General features: G+C 37.8%; 14 protein-coding genes. 4 read left to right on the forward strand and 10 right to left on the reverse strand.

All coding sequences use genetic code 11. The annotated features are described in order from the left end of the window. Window positions 1-213 precede the first annotated feature (213 nt). The 4 genes from ubiG (at window position 214) to yfaE (ending at window position 5,384) form a co-directional block, all read left to right on the forward strand. Entirely contained in the window at window positions 214-954 is a 741-nt protein-coding gene (ubiG, locus tag GAB14E_RS02250; RefSeq protein ID WP_033084257.1) for a bifunctional 2-polyprenyl-6-hydroxyphenol methylase/3-demethylubiquinol 3-O-methyltransferase UbiG, read from the forward strand. 558 nt (window positions 955-1,512) lie between these two features. Next, window positions 1,513-3,783, forward strand: a complete 2,271-nt coding sequence (gene nrdA / locus GAB14E_RS02245) for a class 1a ribonucleoside-diphosphate reductase subunit alpha (protein WP_033084258.1) — start codon at window positions 1,513-1,515, stop codon at window positions 3,781-3,783. Window positions 3,784-3,898: 115 nt separating this feature from the next. Further along, on the forward strand, window positions 3,899-5,029 hold the full coding sequence (nrdB, locus tag GAB14E_RS02240; protein ID WP_033084259.1) for a class Ia ribonucleoside-diphosphate reductase subunit beta: 1,131 nt from the start codon (window positions 3,899-3,901) through the stop codon (window positions 5,027-5,029). Between the two features lie 49 nt (window positions 5,030-5,078). Then, entirely contained in the window at window positions 5,079-5,384 is a 306-nt protein-coding gene (gene yfaE, locus GAB14E_RS02235) for a class I ribonucleotide reductase maintenance protein YfaE (protein WP_052094080.1), read from the forward strand. Window positions 5,385-5,390: 6 nt separating this feature from the next. On the opposite strand, the gene GAB14E_RS0123505 is transcribed toward yfaE, so the two are convergent. From GAB14E_RS0123505 to GAB14E_RS25395, 10 genes are all read right to left on the reverse strand, one after another. Further along, the gene (locus GAB14E_RS0123505) at window positions 5,391-6,746 is read right to left on the reverse strand and encodes a diguanylate cyclase (protein ID WP_052094081.1); all 1,356 of its coding nucleotides are present in this window, start codon (window positions 6,744-6,746) and stop codon (window positions 5,391-5,393) included. Between the two features lie 77 nt (window positions 6,747-6,823). Continuing rightward, complete coding sequence (locus GAB14E_RS02230; RefSeq protein WP_033084260.1) at window positions 6,824-8,998, reverse strand: ATP-binding protein; 2,175 nt, start codon at window positions 8,996-8,998, stop codon at window positions 6,824-6,826. Continuing rightward, window positions 8,995-10,161, reverse strand: coding sequence for a response regulator transcription factor (locus GAB14E_RS02225; protein WP_033084261.1), 1,167 nt, complete (start codon window positions 10,159-10,161; stop codon window positions 8,995-8,997). The genes GAB14E_RS02230 and GAB14E_RS02225 overlap by 4 nt, the downstream gene beginning before the upstream one ends. 43 nt (window positions 10,162-10,204) lie before the next feature. Continuing rightward, window positions 10,205-11,953, reverse strand: a complete 1,749-nt coding sequence (locus GAB14E_RS02220; protein ID WP_033084262.1) for a SpoIIE family protein phosphatase — start codon at window positions 11,951-11,953, stop codon at window positions 10,205-10,207. A gap of 56 nt (window positions 11,954-12,009) precedes the next feature. Beyond that, window positions 12,010-12,315: an STAS domain-containing protein gene (locus GAB14E_RS02215; RefSeq protein ID WP_033084263.1), complete on the reverse strand. Its 306-nt coding sequence runs from the start codon at window positions 12,313-12,315 to the stop codon at window positions 12,010-12,012. A gap of 35 nt (window positions 12,316-12,350) precedes the next feature. Continuing rightward, window positions 12,351-13,541, reverse strand: coding sequence for a methyl-accepting chemotaxis protein (locus GAB14E_RS02210; RefSeq protein ID WP_033084264.1), 1,191 nt, complete (start codon window positions 13,539-13,541; stop codon window positions 12,351-12,353). Beyond that, window positions 13,538-14,647, reverse strand: a complete 1,110-nt coding sequence (locus GAB14E_RS02205; protein ID WP_052094096.1) for a protein-glutamate methylesterase/protein-glutamine glutaminase — start codon at window positions 14,645-14,647, stop codon at window positions 13,538-13,540. Before GAB14E_RS02205 ends, GAB14E_RS02210 begins: the two co-directional genes overlap by 4 nt. A gap of 90 nt (window positions 14,648-14,737) precedes the next feature. Continuing rightward, window positions 14,738-15,397: a chemoreceptor glutamine deamidase CheD gene (cheD, locus tag GAB14E_RS02200; protein ID WP_231562118.1), complete on the reverse strand. Its 660-nt coding sequence runs from the start codon at window positions 15,395-15,397 to the stop codon at window positions 14,738-14,740. A gap of 36 nt (window positions 15,398-15,433) precedes the next feature. Next, window positions 15,434-16,264, reverse strand: coding sequence for a CheR family methyltransferase (locus GAB14E_RS02195; RefSeq protein ID WP_033084395.1), 831 nt, complete (start codon window positions 16,262-16,264; stop codon window positions 15,434-15,436). A gap of 139 nt (window positions 16,265-16,403) precedes the next feature. Further along, entirely contained in the window at window positions 16,404-20,351 is a 3,948-nt protein-coding gene (locus GAB14E_RS25395) for a methyl-accepting chemotaxis protein (RefSeq protein ID WP_081967912.1), read from the reverse strand. Window positions 20,352-20,387 lie beyond the last annotated feature (36 nt).

A 20,387-nucleotide genomic window follows, 5' to 3' on the forward strand; every position in this document is an offset into this window, starting at 1 on the left:
AGTGTTATAGAACAGACACTAATAATAGTAATCAACGCAGCATACTAGCATAAAAATGTTTGATGCCATACAGCTTTATGTAAAGGTTTTTTAACGGGTTATAATCAGCTTAAAAAAACGACTAAAACACGTCAATTTGATCTATACCCTTTGTTTAAAAATAACTTTCGTTTAGAATCGAAACATTGAAAATAAATTTAAAGCAGTAAATATATGTCAAGCAATCCCCTTAACGTGAATGAAGATGAAATTGCAAAATTCGAAAAAGTTGCCAGCCAGTGGTGGGACTTAAACGGTGATTTTAAACCGTTACACCTAATCAATCCTTTACGAGTGCAATTTATAAGTCAGCATATTGCTCTTGAAAATAGCAATACTGATGCTAACAATGGTTTTTTTGATAAAAAATTTGTTGATGTCGGCTGTGGCGGTGGAATTTTGTCAGAGTCATTAGCAAAACTAGGAGCGAAAGTGACGGGTATAGACATGGGCACCGAACCACTCAATGTGGCTAAGTTACATGCGTTAGAATCTAATTTAATAATCAATTATCAAAAAATTACTGCCGAAGAAAAAGCACAAGAAAGTGCTAATACCTTTGATGTAGTAACTTGCATGGAAATGTTAGAGCACGTGCCTGATCCCGCATCGGTTATACAAGCGTGTTCTACCTTGGTTAAACCCGGAGGTTTGGTTTTCTTTTCAACGCTGAATAAAAGTATAAAATCGTATTTGTTGGCAATATTAGCCGCAGAAAAATTGCTAAAAATTGTGCCCGATGGTACACATGACCACGATAAATTCATCCGCCCTTCACAGCTCATTGGCTGGGCAGAGCATAGTGGTTTAAAGTGTATTGATGCTTGTGGCATTCATTACAACCCTCTAACAGGTAATCATAAGTTATATGACTCACTTGATGTGAATTATATATTGTGTTGTCGCAAGCTTTAACAAGCTAAACGATAATAACGGCTAGGGATGATGAAAACTGCGATAACGTTCAAGATTTTGCTAAAGTGTTAGTTGTTGATGCATAAACAATCAAGTTGTTCAAACATTAAACTGCACTTGATGCAAGAACATAAACCACTGAATTTTATACATTTAAATACCTTTAGAATAATTCACTATAGTTAACCTTAAAATTCAATAAAAATAATTTATAAAAATACCAATGGCCTAAAAAAATTAAAATAATCGTTGCTTTTAGTAAATTCCAAAATGAAAAAGTCTTGCTAGGTTAGTCATCACTAACCCTGAAAATACGGCAAAAACAAACACAAAGATCAACTTATTTTATCTCTTGCAAAACAGGTCGAACCTCACTATCTTGTGTCTAGAATTATAAAAAACCCTAGATATTGTGCATTTGATGCCCAGTTGTTATTTCTAATACTACTTGTTTTAGTAATTTATTTCTAAGGCAAGTATGGGGTTTTTATTAGGAACGTTTTTTGATCCTTTTACTAGGATAATAAACAATAACAATAATCGTTTTGCAGGTATTTCATGAATAACAACCTCTTTGTAACTAAACGAAATGGTAAAAAAGAAACCATTGATTTAGAAAAAATTCACCGTGTCATTGCTTGGGCTGCTGATGGCTTAGAACAAGTATCTGTTTCTCAAGTAGAATTAAAATCTCACATTCAGTTTTATGACGGTATAAAAACTGAAGACATTCATGAGACCATTATTAAATCTGCTGCTGATTTGATTTCAGAAGAGACACCTGACTATCAGTATTTAGCTGCACGTTTAGCTGTTTTCCACTTACGTAAAAAAGCTTATGGTCAATTTGAGCCACCGGCTCTTTATGATCATGTGGTAAAATTAGTCGAAGCTGGTAAATATGATCAGCACTTACTTGCCGATTACAGCAAAGATGACTTCGAGCATATGGCCTCTTTCATGGACCATAGTCGTGATCTTAACTTTAGCTACGCCGCGGTTAAACAGCTCGAGGGTAAGTATTTAGTACAAAATCGAGTTAATGGTGAAATATATGAAAGTGCTCAATTTCTCTATATCTTAGTTGCCGCATGTTTATTTGCTAAATACCCAAGTGATACTCGTTTGCGCTACGTAGAAGATTTTTATCACGCTATTTCTCGTTTTAAAATATCATTACCAACCCCAATTATGGCCGGTGTTCGTACACCAACCCGTCAATTTTCATCTTGTGTATTAATTGAATGTGGCGATAGCTTAGATTCAATAAATGCTACATCAAGTGCTATCGTTAAGTATGTATCTCAACGAGCAGGCATTGGTGTTAATGCGGGTAGAATCCGTGCATTAGGTAGTACGATTAGAAACGGTGAAGCATTCCATACTGGTTGTATTCCTTTTTTCAAACACTTCCAAACCGCAGTTAAAAGTTGTTCACAAGGTGGCGTACGTGGCGGCGCTGCAACATTGTTTTATCCTTTGTGGCACTTAGAAGTAGAAAGTTTACTGGTACTTAAAAATAACCGAGGCGTGGAAGAAAATCGTGTACGCCATTTAGACTATGGTGTGCAATTTAACAAGCTGATGTACCAGCGCTTAATTAAAGGTGGCCATATTACCTTATTTAGCCCAAGCGATGTTCCAGGCTTATATGATGCTTTCTTTGAAGACCAAGAAGAATTTGATCGCTTATATGTGCAATATGAGAACGATGAATCGATTCGTAAAAAGCGTATCAAGGCTATTGAATTATTCACCTTGTTTGCACAAGAGCGCGCAAGTACTGGCCGGATTTACTTACAAAATGTCGATCACTGTAATACTCATAGTCCATTTGAGCCAAGTAAAGCCGCTATTCGTCAAAGTAACTTGTGTTTAGAAATTGCTTTACCGACTAAACCAATGAATGACATTAACGATGAAAATGGTGAAGTGGCACTTTGTACACTGTCGGCATTTAACTTAGGTGTTATCGACTCACTAGATGAGTTAGAAGGGTTAGCTGATCTAGCCGTTCGCGCCTTAGATTGCCTATTAGATTATCAAGATTATCCTATTGCTGCAGCAAAAAGCGCAAGTATGGCACGAAGAACACTTGGTATAGGTGTAATTAACTATGCCTACTATCTTGCTAAAAATGGCCTTTACTATTCAAACGGTAGTGCAAACAATTTAACTCACCGCACGTTTGAAGCTATTCAATTCTATTTGTTAAAAGCGTCCAATGAATTAGCTAAAGAGCAAGGTGCTTGTCCTAAATTTCATGAAACTCGCCTAAGCCAAGGTATATTGCCCATTGATACTTATAAAAAGTCTATTGATGATATTACTGGTGAGCCATTACATTTAGATTGGGAAAGTTTACGTGCAAGCATTAAAGAGCATGGCGTAAGAAACTCCACTGTTTCAGCATTAATGCCTTCAGAAACTTCATCACAAATATCAAATGCTACCAATGGCATTGAACCTCCACGCGGCTTGATCAGTATTAAAGCCAGTAAAGACGGGGTATTAAAACAAGTGGTTCCTGAGTATGAAAAGCTTAAAGGTAACTATGAGTTATTATGGAATATTCCTAATAATCAAGGTTATTTGGAATTAGTAGGTATTATGCAAAAGTTTGTTGACCAAGCTATTTCAGCCAATACTAATTATGATCCAAATAAATTTGAAGGTGGCAAGGTACCCGTTAAACAAATATTAAAAGATATTTTAACCGCCTATAAACTGGGTGTTAAAACACTTTATTACCATAACACCCGTGATGGTGCCAGCGATGACATAGAAATAGAAGATGATGGCTGTGCTGGTGGTGCGTGTAAAATCTAAACATCAGAGCTAATAAGTTTACTTAAATACTCTGACACTCAATATAAATACAGAGCCTAGCTAAATACTGGGCTCTGGTCGCTACAGCCATGTAGTCGCCCTAAAGGAATATCACATGACGTATACTACGTTTAACCAAACGCCAAATAATGCTTTGCTAGAACCCATGTTTCTAGGCAATAGCGTAAACGTTTCTCGCTATGACCAGCAACGTTATATTGCCTTTGAAAAGCTGATAGAAAAACAGCTATCCTTCTTTTGGCGTCCAGAGGAAGTTGATGTATCCAAAGATAGAGCCGATTGGCAAAGCCTAACCGACTCTGAAAGACATATTTTTATATCTAACTTAAAATATCAAACGTTATTAGACTCAATGGCCGCCCGTTCGGTTAACGCAGTTTTTCTACCGCTTGTATCTTTACCTGAAGTAGAGACTTGGGTCGAAACGTGGGCGTTTAGTGAAACAATTCACTCTCGCTCTTATACCCATATTTTACGTAATTTGTTTACTAACCCTGGTGAAATTTTTGATGATATTATCGTCAACCCTGCCATATTAAAACGAGCTTCTAGTATTGCTAAATACTTTGATGATGTAATTCTTACCACACAATTATTACAATCACAGGGTGAAGGTACTTATGAAGTTGAAGGTAAAACAATAGAAGTTAATAGCAGAAAACTTAAAGAGCGTTTATTCCTTGCAGTTTGCTCGGTAAACGCCCTAGAAGCTATCCGATTTTACGTTAGCTTTGCTTGCTCATTTGCTTTTGCAGAACGTGAACTGCTTGAAGGTAATGCCAAAATTATTAAATTAATTGCCCGCGATGAAGCTCTGCATTTGACCGGTACGCAACATATTCTAAATAATTGGAAAACTGGAAAAGATGATCCAGAAATGAAAATTATTAGCGAAGAGATGCGAGATGAAGGCTTACAAATTTTCTTAGATGTGGTCGAGCAAGAAAAGGAATGGGCACAATATTTATTTAAAGATGGTTCAATGATTGGCCTAAATGCCGAGATATTAAACCAATATATCGAGTACATTTCAAATCAACGTTTGACTGCTATTGGCTATGAAGCACCTTTTGACATAAAAAGTAATCCATTGCCGTGGATGAATGCTTATCTTGTGAGTGATAACGTTCAGGTCGCTCCTCAAGAGACTGAAATATCAAGCTATTTAGTTGGTCAGGTTGACTCTTCTGTAGATGCTGACGATTTTGATGATTTTGATTTATAGATAATAATTGATGATGATACTAACCTAAATTTAGGCTGGTTTAATACCTATGAAAGTTAAGAAAGCCACTCAAATTGTGAAGGACATCATCAAATTGCAGCCTAAGATTAACGTGCAAGGTAAAGTTGTTCCCTATGATGATAGCGAACAAACTTTACTTGAGTGTTTGGAGTCTGCCGACATAGAAGTTCATTACCATTGTCGTGATGGCTTCTGTGGTGCGTGTCGAGTAACACTGGTGTCAGGTGAAATTAACTATCCACTAGGTGAACCCTTAGCTTTTGTTGGTCAAAACGAAATTTTACCCTGTTGCTGTATTCCAGTTACCGATATAACTTTAATCGTTGATGAGTAACTTTCTTTAGCTAATATCCAAATGTAATTCTATTCCTTTCATTACTCGATTAAGCTCTGGTGACAAAAGAGAAAATAAACCATCAAGATCATTTTTATCATTCTCATTAATCGCTAAGTCAAGCGCTTTTGTTACTTCAAACAAATCCATCGCTCCAACCGAGCATGCAACCCCTTTTAAGGTATGAGCTATATGCTTGGCCGTAACAATATCTTGCTCAAGTATTGCACTTTGCAACTTTTGACCATCAAGGTGATGATCTTGGTAAAACATCACCAAAATTTCTTTAAATAACGCTTCGTCACCTAAGACATTATTTACCCCAATATCAAAATCTATGCCATCATAATTCAATATACCGATCCCCTCTTGTTCTGACAAACTTTTATCCTTAGCAGCTAAAGTAACTTCAATTGCATCTCTTTCTATACCCACGGGGTTGATAAGTGTATTTGCATTTACGACTTGGTTTCGACCATGTGCTTTAGCATAATATAAAGCACTATCCGCTTGTTTAAGTAATTCATCAATGGTTTGGTAATCATCTTGAGCTAAAACTAAACCAACACTCACCGTTATTTTAATATCTAACTCATTACCTTCGTCATTAGTAATTGTGATGCTAAGTTTTTCAACTTGGCTTCGCAATCGCTCACAAGCAATAAAAGCATCATCGCAACTGGTATTAGGTAAACAAACGGCAAACTCTTCCCCACCAATTCGACCCACAATGTCATAGTCTCGAAATACCTCGGTCATGGTTTTACTAAAAGATCGTAATACTTGATCACCCACATCATGACCATAATTATCATTAACTTGTTTGAACAAATCAATATCGAACATTGCCGCAACAAGGGGCTGCTCTGCTCTATTAGCTAAACTAATAGCATTACTACTCAGCTCAAAAAAACTGCCACGATTGTTCATGCCAGTTAGGAAATCTGTTTTTGCTAAGTACTCAAGTTGTGCGGTCTTTTCTTTTAACCGTATAGCCGTTCTAATACGTGCGAGTAGTACCTTAGCAACATAGGGTTTTATTACATAATCGCCAGCACCTAATTCTAAAGCGGCAACAACTTCATCTTCATCCGTTGAAGCTGACAGCATTATCACAGGAATTTGAGCACTTACTGCTTGTGCTTTTATTCTCGTTAAAGTTTCCAAGCCAGAAAGACCAGGCATATACATATCAAGAAGAATAAGGTCAATGACATTGTTTTCTAATAAAGCCAGTGACTGTTCACCACTATCGCAGCTTGTTACATGATAACCCGCAGCACTGAGATCAAATTCTAGTAACATCTGAGTATCTTTAGCATCATCTACCACTAATACTGTATATTCTTTATCTAAAACCATTTAGTAATCACCATACTATAATTAATTCACTATCTATTTTTGGCATAACACACATAGATCATTATCTTTACTTGACATTATATCGCTAGAAATTCAGCAAGCTCTTTTGAATTAAAGGGCTTCCTAAGTACAGGGTAATCCCAACTCCTGTCTTCAATAGCGATATAACCACTAATCGAAAATACATTAATATCTGGATACTTTTCTGTCACCATATTAACCGCTTCTTTACCCGAGAGATCAGGTAAAATCATATCCGTGATAAATATTTCAAATTTGACGTCAGAGTTAATTTTTTCTATCAACTGCTCTTTGTTATTAGCAACAACTACCTTCGCCCCTTTACTCTCTAAAAATAATGCGACAAACTCAGCAATACTGACTTCATCATCAAGCACCAGAATATTAGTATTTTGATACCTTAGCGAGTTTAATTTAGGCTCATTAGGCAAATATTTTTCTTTTAATGTTTTACATTTAAATACTAGGGTAAAATGCGCGCCACCCAAGTCGCTATTTCCTTCAACTTGTATCAGTCCATTATGCTTGTACATAGTACTATAGACATTTGCTAAACCGATACCATTACCTTTATTTACCGATTTTGAGCTATAAAATGGATCAAATATCTTAGTCAAGTTCTCCTTGGCAATACCAATACCACTATCTTTTACATGAATCTCTAATCGGCTATTATCCAGCAAGTTTGCAGAAATTTCGATTTGACCACTAAGCCCCTTTTCTTGAATAGCATCCTGAGCATTAAGAACCAAGTTTAACAGGATATTTATAAACTCACCCTGGGGGAAGTTTATTAAGCAATGCATAGGCTGAAAATTAAAGTTGATATTTATTGTACTTAACAAGAGTTGTTTAAACAGGTACTGATTATCAAAAATATCTTGGATTGGATCAAAGCTAACTACTTTTACTGTAGGTTTACGAGTAAAGGCCAATAAACGCTCAGTTACATCTTTGCCTTTATCAATGGCATTTTTCACTCTATCGATATATGACGATATATCTTGTTCACCACGAGAAAACTTGATTTCTAACATCTCAATAGCGCCAAGAGCTACACCTAGTACATTATTTATATCGTGGGATACATTGCCAAAAGTATTACCTAACAAAGCCAAACGATTGGAAATTACTTGTTGTTGCTCTTTACGAAATTTATCCGTCACATTTTCAACTATCCAAATATAGATGCCTTCATCTGCTTCATAGGTTACCGATAAATCAAATACCGTATTGTATTTATCAAAGCTAACGTTATTTTCTTTAATTTGTCCCTGCGTCTTCGCCAGCTTTTTAAACTCCATATATTCAGTAATACTAAAATTTATATAATTAAAAAGTACAGCGCTAACACCGTCATGATGTGGAGAAATATCCTGATAAACTACATTATCATTATCATCAATAAAAAATATAGGTACTTTTATGGTAAAATTGACCATAGCTAAAAGCTTTAGCTTTTCAAATAAATCTTCACTGCGGGTGATATCTTTATAGACACCAAAAACAGCCATAACAATGCCATTACAATCTCGCTCTACCTCTGCTATAACCTCAACTTTAACTTTTCTACCAGAAGGTTGAGTGAGAGCCGTTTTAAGGTAAAAAGGTTGCTGTTGGTGGATTGCATTATGAAAACAGGTACGAAATTTTGGTCGGTCTTTGGCTAAAATTGGCGCAAGTGCTTGTTCAAAGCTTGGTATTATTGACTTATTAGTCAGTCCATAAATTCGAAATACTTCCGCTGACCAGTCAAGGGTTTGTGATTTTATATCGAAACGCCAATGGCCTGAGTTACTAATACGTTCTGCTAACATTAGCCAATCATTCTGTTTTTTCAATTGAACAATCATGCTTTTAGTTTCAGTAACATCTTTTACTGTACCGAACATTAAACTAGCTCTGCCGTCAATATGTTCTACTACTTTACCAACCGCATGTAACCACAACTGCTCTCCCTGATTATTCGTTATGGGCAGAGTAACATCAAGACGCTCAATGTCCCCTTTTAAATGTTGTTGTATTTTAGCATGGACTTCCTCTAGGCTAGTGCTATCAAGGTGCTTCTCCCATATTATACTTGCCCCTATTTTCTCTTCACTTGCATAGCCCAATAACTTCATCAGCTGAGCCGAGTAAAAAATGCTTTCATTAATAAGATCCCATTGCCAGTAGGCCTCATCAATACCCGTTAATACCTTGTGTGTTAAATCATGTGATTGTGAGTTCAAAATAGTTCATCCTCATCATCAATATCATAAGTATTATTACTTTGATCATTTTCAGTATTTAATTGTTGCAGCTGATCGACACTGTTTAAGGCTTGATCAAGTAGCTGAGTAACTTCTAAAAAATTTATATCATCTTGACTATGCTTTTTAAGTGCACCGTGTACTAAATCAGTAAGGTAATCTTCTTGGTCTTGAGTCATATCCAAAATATGAAAACTGGTGCCCATTTTTTGCACTATTTCATTCATCACTTCTTGTTGATGATGTTTAGATATCTCTACCATTTTTTTAGTGGTACTCACGGCTTGCTTTATTTGCTCTTGAACACTTACCAGAGAGTTTTTATAAGTTATAAAAGCCAATCTAGCACCAATACATTCGATTACTGATGCCAGAGCATCGATATAAATATCGGTATCAACGGTGCCATTTTCGAGGTTTAAAATGAATAATGACACTAAAGAATGATTGAAGATTGTTCTAGAGCCAAAACGATACAGCCGGGGTTTAACTTTTAATAATTCCATCACTTCAATTTCAACTGGGGAGCAAACACCTTTTTGAGCACTATAAAAGCAGGGTTTATCATTAAGTGGATAGAAAGCGATGCAACCATGCAAGTCCATAGCGTGAAAATATGAAAATACCTCATCTCTGATTTGCTCATAGGTAAAGCAGTGATTTAGCTTAGAGGTCAATTGCATGCAGCTGCCGTACTTGGAAGCTTGCGCCATTGATACATTAATGACATTATTTTTAGATTTAATTTCAGCTTCAAAATCATGAATTTTATCTTGATAATCTATTAGCTTATCAAGTTTTGAATGCAGCGCTAATAAGGAGAATGGTTTTGCTAAAAAGTCATCAGCTCCACATTCCAAGCCTTTAAGTATCGCTTCTTCTGTTGCCAAGCCAGAATACAAAACAAAGGAGGTGGGTGATTTTTCATTGCTTTGCTGAGATTTTATCCAATCCGAGCCTTTCTCAATACCAATATTTTCATCAACTAAAGCGATATCAAAATGGATATTCTCTTTGAGCAAATCTTCTGCAACTGAAAGGTTATTCGCGCATTTCACTTCATAAGTATCATTTAAACTTTCAGCTAATAACTTTAAGTAGTCAATGTCATCATCAATAATTAATAAATTATTCTTCATCATCTTACAATTCCTTTTTGTGCTACTTTGGCGCGAGTTTCACTACTTAGTTGTGCCAGATATAGTTTGCTGTCACTGATGTACCTTGCTCTTGATATTCCAAGGTGTCACAGAGCTGACTAACCAGTTCAACACCTCGGCCACTGAGTTTTATGCCGTTATTCATCGCAATACTGTTGTCTTTTATAACGTCCAAAATATCAAAACCCTGACCACTATCTTTGATATTGATGACCATCTTACCTCCTTGTGATAAAGGGAAATATCTCAAAGCGATACGTACATAATCTTGTGTACCATTAGTGCTATTTTCTGCGAGTTTGTCTAACCTGTGTGCCCGCTCATTAAAGTATTGACTAAAACCCTCCGCTGAATCTTTTAGAGATGAATCTAACGCTAATACCCCATGGTCCAGTCCATTTATGAATAACTCTGTTAATATAGTATATAAACTTTGCCAATGCTCACCTGCTCCTTCTAAATCATTAATTTGGTTCATGATTAATGGAATTGGGTTTATTGTTTTCAGTAGCCGTCCGGTTAAATGTAAATGGTAAGACCAAGAAGGTGATGAGTTTGGTATGTTACTTAAATATTCATCATCCTCGCTAACCCCTTCTGGAGTAAGAACTTTATTGCTTAATTTTATTTCTTTCCAACCACTACAAGGTACATCTACCAATGATATATCGTCTTCTTGCTCGCAATTCTGGCAAAAGTCATCAAGACTATTTAAAACTGTATTTGCTAGGTCTTTTTGAGATATGCCATCAATCGCTGCTATTTCAAATCGAGGGAAGCCAAAAAGGTCACCAGCTTTATTTCTAGCTTCTACAATGCCATCAGTAATAAAAACAATACGGTCAGTTTTCATCACCTGTACAACTTCAAGTTGAGCATCGGGTAATAATTGCGGTAAAATCCCTAAAGGGGGGTGTGTAGAAGTAAACTGCCTTTTAATTTTTGCGCTGTCATCAAAGAGGTAACCGTCAGGTAAGCCTGCATTAAATATATAGGCGGATTTATCATGTTCAGATATACAGGCAAATGACGCACAAAAGAATAAATCCCCAGGCAATAAGGTATACATTTGACGGTTTAATTGAGCGACTATTTCCAGAATTGAAAAACCCTTTTTTGTCATTGCTCTAAATGTTTCAGTAACAGGGATAGCGCCAATGGAGGCACGTAAACCATGACCGGTAAAATCCCCCAGTAATACATTAATATCGCCATTTGGGCACAGGGCACTTAACTGGATATCGCCACTAAAAATAGTCGCCGCCTTTTTAATCACACCAATTTTATCTAAAGCAAAATTCCTTGCCTCAATAACCCCTGACATCATTTTTTCAGCGAGTTCAGCATCATTTTGCTGCTCTTGCTGAAGGTTTTTTACTTGATCAACTAAATCACTTATTCTTTGCATAGCCTTTATTTTGGCTTTAAAGACCTTTGGGGTAAAAGGTCTAACCAAAATACTATCGCCGCCGGCTTCAACACTATCAATAAAAGCTTGCTCGCTATCCATGCTGGTAATAAATATTAATGGCGCAAGTGTACCTGCTCCTGAGAGTTTTTTAATCCTCCTTGTTGCTTCGAAACCATCCATAATAGGCATATTAATATCCATTAACACGAGATCTGGCTGGTGTTCTATATACATTTCCACGCCACTTGCGCCATTATTTGCAACCACTACTCGATAGTTTTCTTCTTGTAGCAGTACTGATAACAACTTACATTGCATTTTGGAATCGTCTACAACGAGAGCAAGCTTTTGGCTTTTGGGCATATCATGTCCTTATAACCGTCTGTTTAGGCTAATACTATTAATTAAGTAATTAAATTTTATTCAATGGTCATTAGCCGCTGAAATTGTGCAATCTCTAATATTTTTCTTACTGTCTCACTAGGCCTAGAGATAATGAGTTGCCCAGCATAAAGTTGTACATGATCCTTTAACAACAAAATCATGCCTAGTGCAGAGCTATCCATATATTCTGTTTGGCTTAAATCTAAGGTATAAGTTAAGTCTGGCGTTGTAATGCTATTGTAAATATCACGAAACTGCTGATGTAATGAAAAGTCAAAACGTTGGTCAATTGTAATGACAAGTTGTTTACCATCTCCTGAAAAGTTGCTGCTAACGGTCATAAGTCTTTTCCTTATAGTTTAAAAAATTGAGCCTGTTAAAATAAATCTACTTCACCTTCATCCATGCTTAGTTGTTTAACACTTCGAGAGCCTTCTGATTGCCGAGTTTCGTTATAGACGTCCTGACAAGTCTCTTTTAGCTTGAGCAATTGTTGGTGCACGGCTATGTTTGGATTTTTATCAAATGTTGCCAACACATCACTTATTTCATGAAGACTTTTGGCATTTACTTGTAATGAATCTAATGATTGTCGAGTTAAGTCTTCAAATTGTAACGAACGCACCCCAAGGCTAACCGCATCAGTGATTTTGGGTGCGATGATAGCCAGCTCTTCCACACTGCTATTTGTTTGAATATTGACCTGCTCAACATGACTCATCATCTCCGTCATTTTGTCTTTTGCCTCTAGCGTAGAGGTCATATCTGCTGAGGCCATGGTTTCAACCGAATTACGTAACTTAGCAATAATCCCTTTGGCTTTATTAATTTCGGTACGGATATCTTCATTTAGCTCTGTTGAACCGACTGATAAACTACGCACTTCATTGGCAACTACAGCAAAACCTCGACCCGCTTCTCCCGCTCGAGCAGCTTCTATTGCCGCATTAAGTGCCAATAAGTTAGTTTGACTAGCCAAGCCTTCTACTTGTGACAAAAGTTTAAATATACTGTCAAATTGCATGACCATCTCATCGGTATAGGACATGGTTTCAAGGCTTTGTTTGCTGGTATTAATTATGACACCAACAAAGTCATCAAGAGTTTGATTGGAATTCTTAACAAAGTTTTCTAAAGATGATGACTTATCATTTCCCATACTAGCGGAGTGAGAAATCAGTAATTGAATCATTTTTTGTTGATCTTCACTTAACCCCCGCAAATGTTTAAAGCTATCGGAGATGCCAATAACCGCATCGGAGACTAAAACTTTTGTTCTTTGCAGCTCTTTTTCGACAATAGTTACTTCTTGATGGATAAACTGCTGTAATTCGAAAATAACACTATGGATTAATTCATCATCAACTACGGGCATTATATCCTCATGATTAGATTCTTTACTTGAGGAACTAAATTTACTTATTTGATTTGTTGAGGCTACCAATAAGATGAATAACACCGAGGATAACAGTACAAAAATCGTTTCTTCGTGAATGAAGAAATAGTTGGCCCATATCAAGAGGGTTAATGCACAAGCTATGTACATAGCATTTTTTAAATTACTCATAACGCTGGTCCCACACAGTCTTTTTCTAAAATTTGTTGCATTTCTAAGCGAGTTAAACAGGCATAATCAAGCAGTTGTTTTGCGATTTTATTGAGTGGGTATTGTACGGTATGGGCTGAAACAGCATGTGCCCTACCTGGCATGCCCCAAATAAGACTAGAGTTTTTGTCTTGAATAATTGTCCGCGCGCCAAGCTCTTTTAGCCGTAACATGGCACGGGCACCATCTTGCCCCATCCCTGTCAACAATACAGCTTGTACGTTATCGGCAAAGTCACTTACCGAGTCAAACAACACATCAACAGCGGGTTTATGTCGATTAACCTCTTCACTATCTTTCAAGGTACAAAACAAAACACCATTTTTATGCACAACTTCAAGGTGTTTGTCTCCTGGGGCGATATAAACATGACCCGCTTTAATTTTTTGACCGTGACTTGCTTCATGCACCTCAACTTGACAGTTGTCATTTAAACGTTGCGCAAAACGTAAACTGAACGTTTTAGGAATATGTTGGGTTATAACAATGGCCGGAGAATTACTGGGTAAAGTAACAAGAAGTTTTTTAATCGCTTCGGTTCCTCCTGTAGAAGCACCAATGGCAATAAGGTGGTTTGCACGCTTGCTGCCACTAAAAGCTAAAATATGATGCTTATCTTTAACGACTTTATTACTTGTTAAGGTATCCGATAATTTAAAGTTCTTTTGATCTATGGTGACTGCTTGAGTTATTTTCTCCGTTAACACTTCTTTAAAACTGGCTTGGGTGGCAAGTAACTCTTGTACGGTTGGCTTAGCAATAAAATCAACCGCTCCAATTTCAAGTGCTTGTAAGGTAATGTCTGCGCCTTTAGTCGTTAGCGTCGACAGCATAATGACGGGCATAGGGCGTAAACGCATTAAATTAATTAGAAAAGTAATACCATCCATTTTCGGCATTTCTACATCTAGGGTTAATACATCGGGGTTTAATTTTTTGATCAACTCTCTTGCCACAAGGGGGTCTTCAGCCTCACCAACAACGTTAATATTCGGGCTATGGCTTAATGCTTCCTTGATGATGTTACGAATAACAGTGGAGTCATCAACAATAAGTACTTTAATTATATCCATACAATTTAATTCCTATGTTATATATCTATTACCATTCAAGATGCATGTTTCAGAGTGCACTTTGATTGGTAACGGGTATAACCACTAAAAAAGTTCAACATCGCCACTGACTTCTTTTTTATTAATCTCACTGCGATAATCACTTTCCCGGCGAATAATAGTGTCATTATGTAAGTTATCTAACCGCTTGATAAATACTCGACCGCTAGCTGGCTCAAAAATAACTTTTCTAGGGTAAATATCACCAATATCACTACTTTCAATGATAATTTCTTCTTGATCTAAATAGGCCAAGGCAAAATTAATGTTCTTTTGGCCAACATCAGACATTTGATTCAGTACTTTCGCCCCACCAAACAGTTTTGCTCTTAAATTGGCTTTTCGACCACCCGATCTTAAAATAGTATTAATAAGATGTTCCATAGCAAAGTTGCCATAACGGGTAGCGTCTGTGGTCTTATCCCTTTGCCCCCAATTTACCTCATGGGCCTCTTTATTGGTGATCGGTAACATAAAGTGATTCATCCCCCCAATGCGACTGCGATCATCCCAAATACAAGCGGAAATACATGATCCCAGTGTTGTTGCTATCGCCACATTTTTAGTGGTCATATAAAATTCACCCGGTAAAATTTTGGCAACCACCATATCCCTTTGTTTATCCCAATAATGATTAATCTGCGTAAATTCCGGCAGGCACTGCGCCATATATTCAGATATTTGAGGATGATTATTTCTCAGCACATAACTTCCTTATTCAATAGAAATTCAGTGGGCTAATTAAGGCTTTCTAAAAATGGTTCGACCAACATTACTAAAATACTGTTGATAGTTACCTAAATTCTCACTGTGACCTAGAAAAAGTAAACCACCCGGTGCAAGCATTTCATAATAACGAGAAAATAATTCTTGCTGGGTTTTTTTATCAAAATAGATGATGACATTTCGACAGAAAATGACATCAAAAGGGCCTTTCATTGGCCAGTCATGTAATAAATTAAGGTGCTTAAAGGTAATTGTACTTTTTAACTTGTCATGCACTTTGACACTTTGGCTACTTTTTCCACTGCCCTGAAAAAAATAGCTTTTTTTAAGTTTTTTAGGAATTTCCTCGATACGATTCATATCATATATACCGGTTTTTCCTTTCGCTAAAACATTACTATCAATGTCAGTAGCAAGAATTTTTATGTCCCACTGTGCCAGCTCATTTTTCAACGCTTCAAGGATAGTAATAGCAATACTGTAAGGCTCTTCTCCGGTAGAGCTTGCTGAAGACCACACTCGAAGTCGTTTTTTTCCGTTAGCACTCACTGTTTTATTTTTTATTAAAGCCGGCAGCTCTTCACTCGTTAGATATTCAAAGTGATGATTTTCGCGAAAGAAGCTGGTTAAATTAGTGGTTATGGCATTAATAAAATAATCCTCCTCTTGCTCACCATGCTCTCTCAATAACTGGCAATACTCTGCGAATGAATTTAGTTTACGCTCCCGGATAATGCGGGTTAACCGTCGGTATAACATCTCCCTTTTGCTATCGTTAAGTACAATACCTGTGGTCCGATAAACAAACTGACAGATAAACTTAAAATCTTCTGTGGTCAGTTGCATTGACTGGTCCCGATTAACCCTTCGATCTTGAGGATGACCTTGCAAATTATTACTCCTTCTAAGCTCAGTCATTCTCATCATTCTCCTCATTCTCCATTAAATAATTATCGTCCTGTTTATTATGATCTAGCTTTACTGTTTAGAACTCCTCCCATTCTTTATCAATCGCTGTACTTGGACGTCTGGCACTGCGAGTTGGCGCAGGTGCTTTTGCCGGTCTAAAGTTTGACTGTCTTGCTGCTGGTGCCGCTTGTCTTTGAGCAGGTCTTCTTTGGCGTTGCTCTTCTACCGGTTGTTGGCCGTCATCGCCATTATTGAAAAAGGCTACTTGATCTAATAATGATTGCGACTGCTCTTCCATCGATTTACTTGAGGCAGATGCTTCTTCCACCAATGCCGCATTTTGTTGCGTCATTTCATCCATTTGACTCACCGCCGCACTCACTTCACCAATGCCTGCAGATTGCTCTTTACCGGCACTATCAATATCAGCAATCATTTTACTAACATCTTCAATAGCGGTTACTAATTCGGTAAAGGTTTGTCCTGTTTCATCAACTAACTTAGTCCCTTGACCAACTGCCTCGACACTATCGTTAATCAGGCCTTTAATTTCTTTCGCTGCACCTGCTGAGCGTTGTGCTAGATTCCTTACCTCGGCAGCAACTACCGCAAAGCCCCGTCCTTGTTCACCAGCTCTAGCAGCTTCCACCGCAGCATTTAATGCCAGTAGATTGGTTTGGAAGGCGATTTCATCAATAACACTAATAATGTCAGCGATTTTTTTACTGGATTTATTAATATCACTCATCGCAGTAATGGCATTACGTACCACGCCACCGCCACTGCTGGCTTTTTCCATAACAGACATTGATAACTTACTTGCCTCCGTTGAGTTCTCAGCATTTTGTTGCACCGTACTGGTTAATTCCTCCATCGCTGAAGCCGTTTCTTCTAAGCTAGAAGCTTGTGATTCGGTGCGATGACTTAACTCATTATTACCTGCGGCAATTTCGCGGGCTGAATCAAACACATTGGTGGAAGCATCACGTATTTCATCAACCATTTTACTTAGGTTTTCAATGGAGCCGTTCATCGCATTTGACAGGGCCAGGAATTCGCCACCATAATCACTACGCATATTTTGAGTTAAATCACCATCAGCAAGGGCTTGTGCAACTTGAATAGCATCATTAATGGGTTCAACAATAGAGTCCATCAAATTATTGATATTATTACCTAACTCCTTCATGAAACCTTGATATTCATCGGTAGTAATACGGCTATCTAACTTACCGGCGATAGCATCGGTAATTAAGCTATCTATTTGACCTTGTGCATCTTTTTCTTCGGTTAAATCTACCCATTGCACCCCGGTGCCAACATGATTTCCTTCTACATCCCGCAAGGCAATGGCAATAAGTTGAAAGGTTAAACCCGCAACCGCTATTTCAGTGGTATAGGGTAAATTATCAGGATTGCCTAATAGGTTTTGTTGATGTGCTGGATTTTTATGGAAAGTATCAAAGTTAGTACCCACCATAGTATCAACATTAAAAGAAGGTAAGACAGAACGTAGTACCGTTTCTCGACGACGTAACATCGTGGTAACAGCTGGGTTGGCATAAACAATATTACCGTGAGTATCTGCCATCATAACATTGGTGGTCATGCCTTCCATTGCCGAGGTTAAGCGCCCTACTTCTACAGAATTAGCACGGGCAGCAGTAACATCTTGCCATTCTAGGGCATTGCCTATGTACTCGCCGCTAGCATCCAAAATGGCGGTAACATTAAGCTCAAACGATAAATGTTTGATTTGTATATCGGTTTTATATGGCAGATTATTTGGATCAGCCAGCAACTTACGTTGATGACTTGGGTTCTTATGGAAACTATCAATATTGGTACCAATAATTACTTCCGGATCTGCTTTAAAACCAGGCCAATTCTCGGCAAAGGTTGCTTCATGTTCTTTCAGTAATGCTAAGGTCGCCGCATTAGCGTAGGTAATATTAAATTCTCTATCGATCATAATATTAGCGGTACCCGATTGGTCAATAGCGCCTTGTAACTGGGCGGTTTTGTTTTCTTGGGCACGCGCCGCTGTTACATCTTGCCATTCCAAGGCATTACCTATGTACTCACCACTGGTATCCAAAATGGCGGTAACATTAAGCTCAAACGATAAATGTTTAATTTGAATATCAGTTTTGTAGGGCAGATTATCTGGATCAGCCAGTAACTTACGTTGATGGGTCGGATTCTTATGGAAAGTATCAATATTGGTGCCAATAATGACTTCAGGATCGGCTTTAAAACCGGGCCAATTCTCAGCAAAAGTAGCTTCATGTTCTTTCAATATATCTAAAGTGGCTTTATTGGCATAGGTAATAACAAAGTCCCTATCGATCATAATATTGGCGGTACCGGATTGGTCAAGAGCGCCCTGTAATCGCAGGGAATTATTTTCTTGCGCGCGCGCCTCGGTTACATCTTGCCATTCCAGCGCATTACCTATGTACTCACCACTGGTATCCAAAATGGCGGTAACATTAAGCTCAAAGGATAAATGTTTGATTTGAATATCGGTTTTATAGGGCAGATTATTTGGATCGCTAAGTAACTTACGTTGATGTTCTGGGGCTTTATGAAAGCTATCAATGTTGGTGCCAATAATCACTTCAGGGTCGGCTTTAAAACCAGGCCAATTCTCGGCAAAGGTCACTTCATGTTCTTTCAATAACGCTAAAGTCGCCGCATTAGCGTAGGTAATATTAAAATCTCTGTCGATCATAATATTTGCAGTACCCGATTGATCTATAGCACCTTGTAACTGCGTAGTTTTGTTTTCTTGTGCTCGCGCTGCGGTGACATCTTGCCATTCTAATGAATTACCCATGTACTCGCCGCTCGAGTCCAAAATCGCGGTAACATTAAGCTCAAACGATAAATGTTTAATTTTAATATCGGTTTTATACGGTAAGTTACTTGGGTCACTCAGCAATTTACGTTGGTGCTCTGGCGTCTTATGGAAACTATCAATATTGGTGCCAATAATCACCTCAGGATCGGCTTTAAAACCAGGCCAGTTTTCAGCAAACGTTGCTTCATGTTCTTTCAGTAAAGCTAGGGTGGCAGGATTGGCATAGGTAATATTAAAATCTCGATCGATCATGATATTAGCAGTACCTGATTGATCAAGAGCACCTTGTAAGCGAACGCTTTGGTTTTCTTGTGCTCGCGCTGCCGTTACCTCTTGCCATTCAAGCGCATTACCTATGTAATCACCCTTAGCATCTAAAATAGCGCTAACATTGAGTTCAAAGGATAAATGTTTAACTTGAATATCGGTTTTATAAGGTAAGTTACTTGGGTCATCGAGTAATTTACGTTGATGTGACGGCACTTTATGAAAACCATCAATATTGGCCCCGATAAGCGCCTCTTTATTCGCTTCAAAACCAGGCCAGTTTTCGGCAAAGGTCTGTTCATGCTTTTTCAGTAAAGCGAGGGTGGCTTCATTGGCGTAAGTGACTTCGAAGTCTCGATTAATCATCATAAACGCAGTCGCTGATTGATCGAGTGCTCCTTGCAGTTGCACGGATAAATCGTTGCTTTGCTCATTTTTGACAGTTTTCGTTTCCATGGTAGATCCTTTTGCTGACTGAGTTGTTGCGGCGGCATCAGCTGCGGCAATCATAGTAGTTGCTAAGGTTTGGTATACCACTGTCCAAGCCTTTTTAACGGGGGTGGTAAAGTCATCACCTAAACCTAGTGCTAAGGTTTTTAGTAATGCGGCACCAACCGTATCGTAATGTTCAGGCTCAGCACCGTATTGTCTATGCTTAGCACCTAATTTTTGCACTGCAGGAATTAATTTATCCGGGTTATCAAGTAACTTAACGGCGGTATCAAGCATTGCCATTAATTTTTTGCCTTGCTCTGCCATTTCATTGGGAAATAATGCTTTTAATGAAGGGTCCATTTCAAACAAAGTGGTATAAAATATATCTGCGGCTTGTGGCGCGATAGGTAATACTTTTTGCCAACTTTTTTGCACTAAACTTATTTGCTTCGGGTTCATAAGTTATTTTCCTGTGTAGTTATTTTTAATTTATTT

Origin of the sequence: Colwellia psychrerythraea (genome assembly GCF_000764185.1) — a bacterium.
Taxonomy (GTDB): domain Bacteria; phylum Pseudomonadota; class Gammaproteobacteria; order Enterobacterales; family Alteromonadaceae; genus Colwellia; species Colwellia psychrerythraea_B.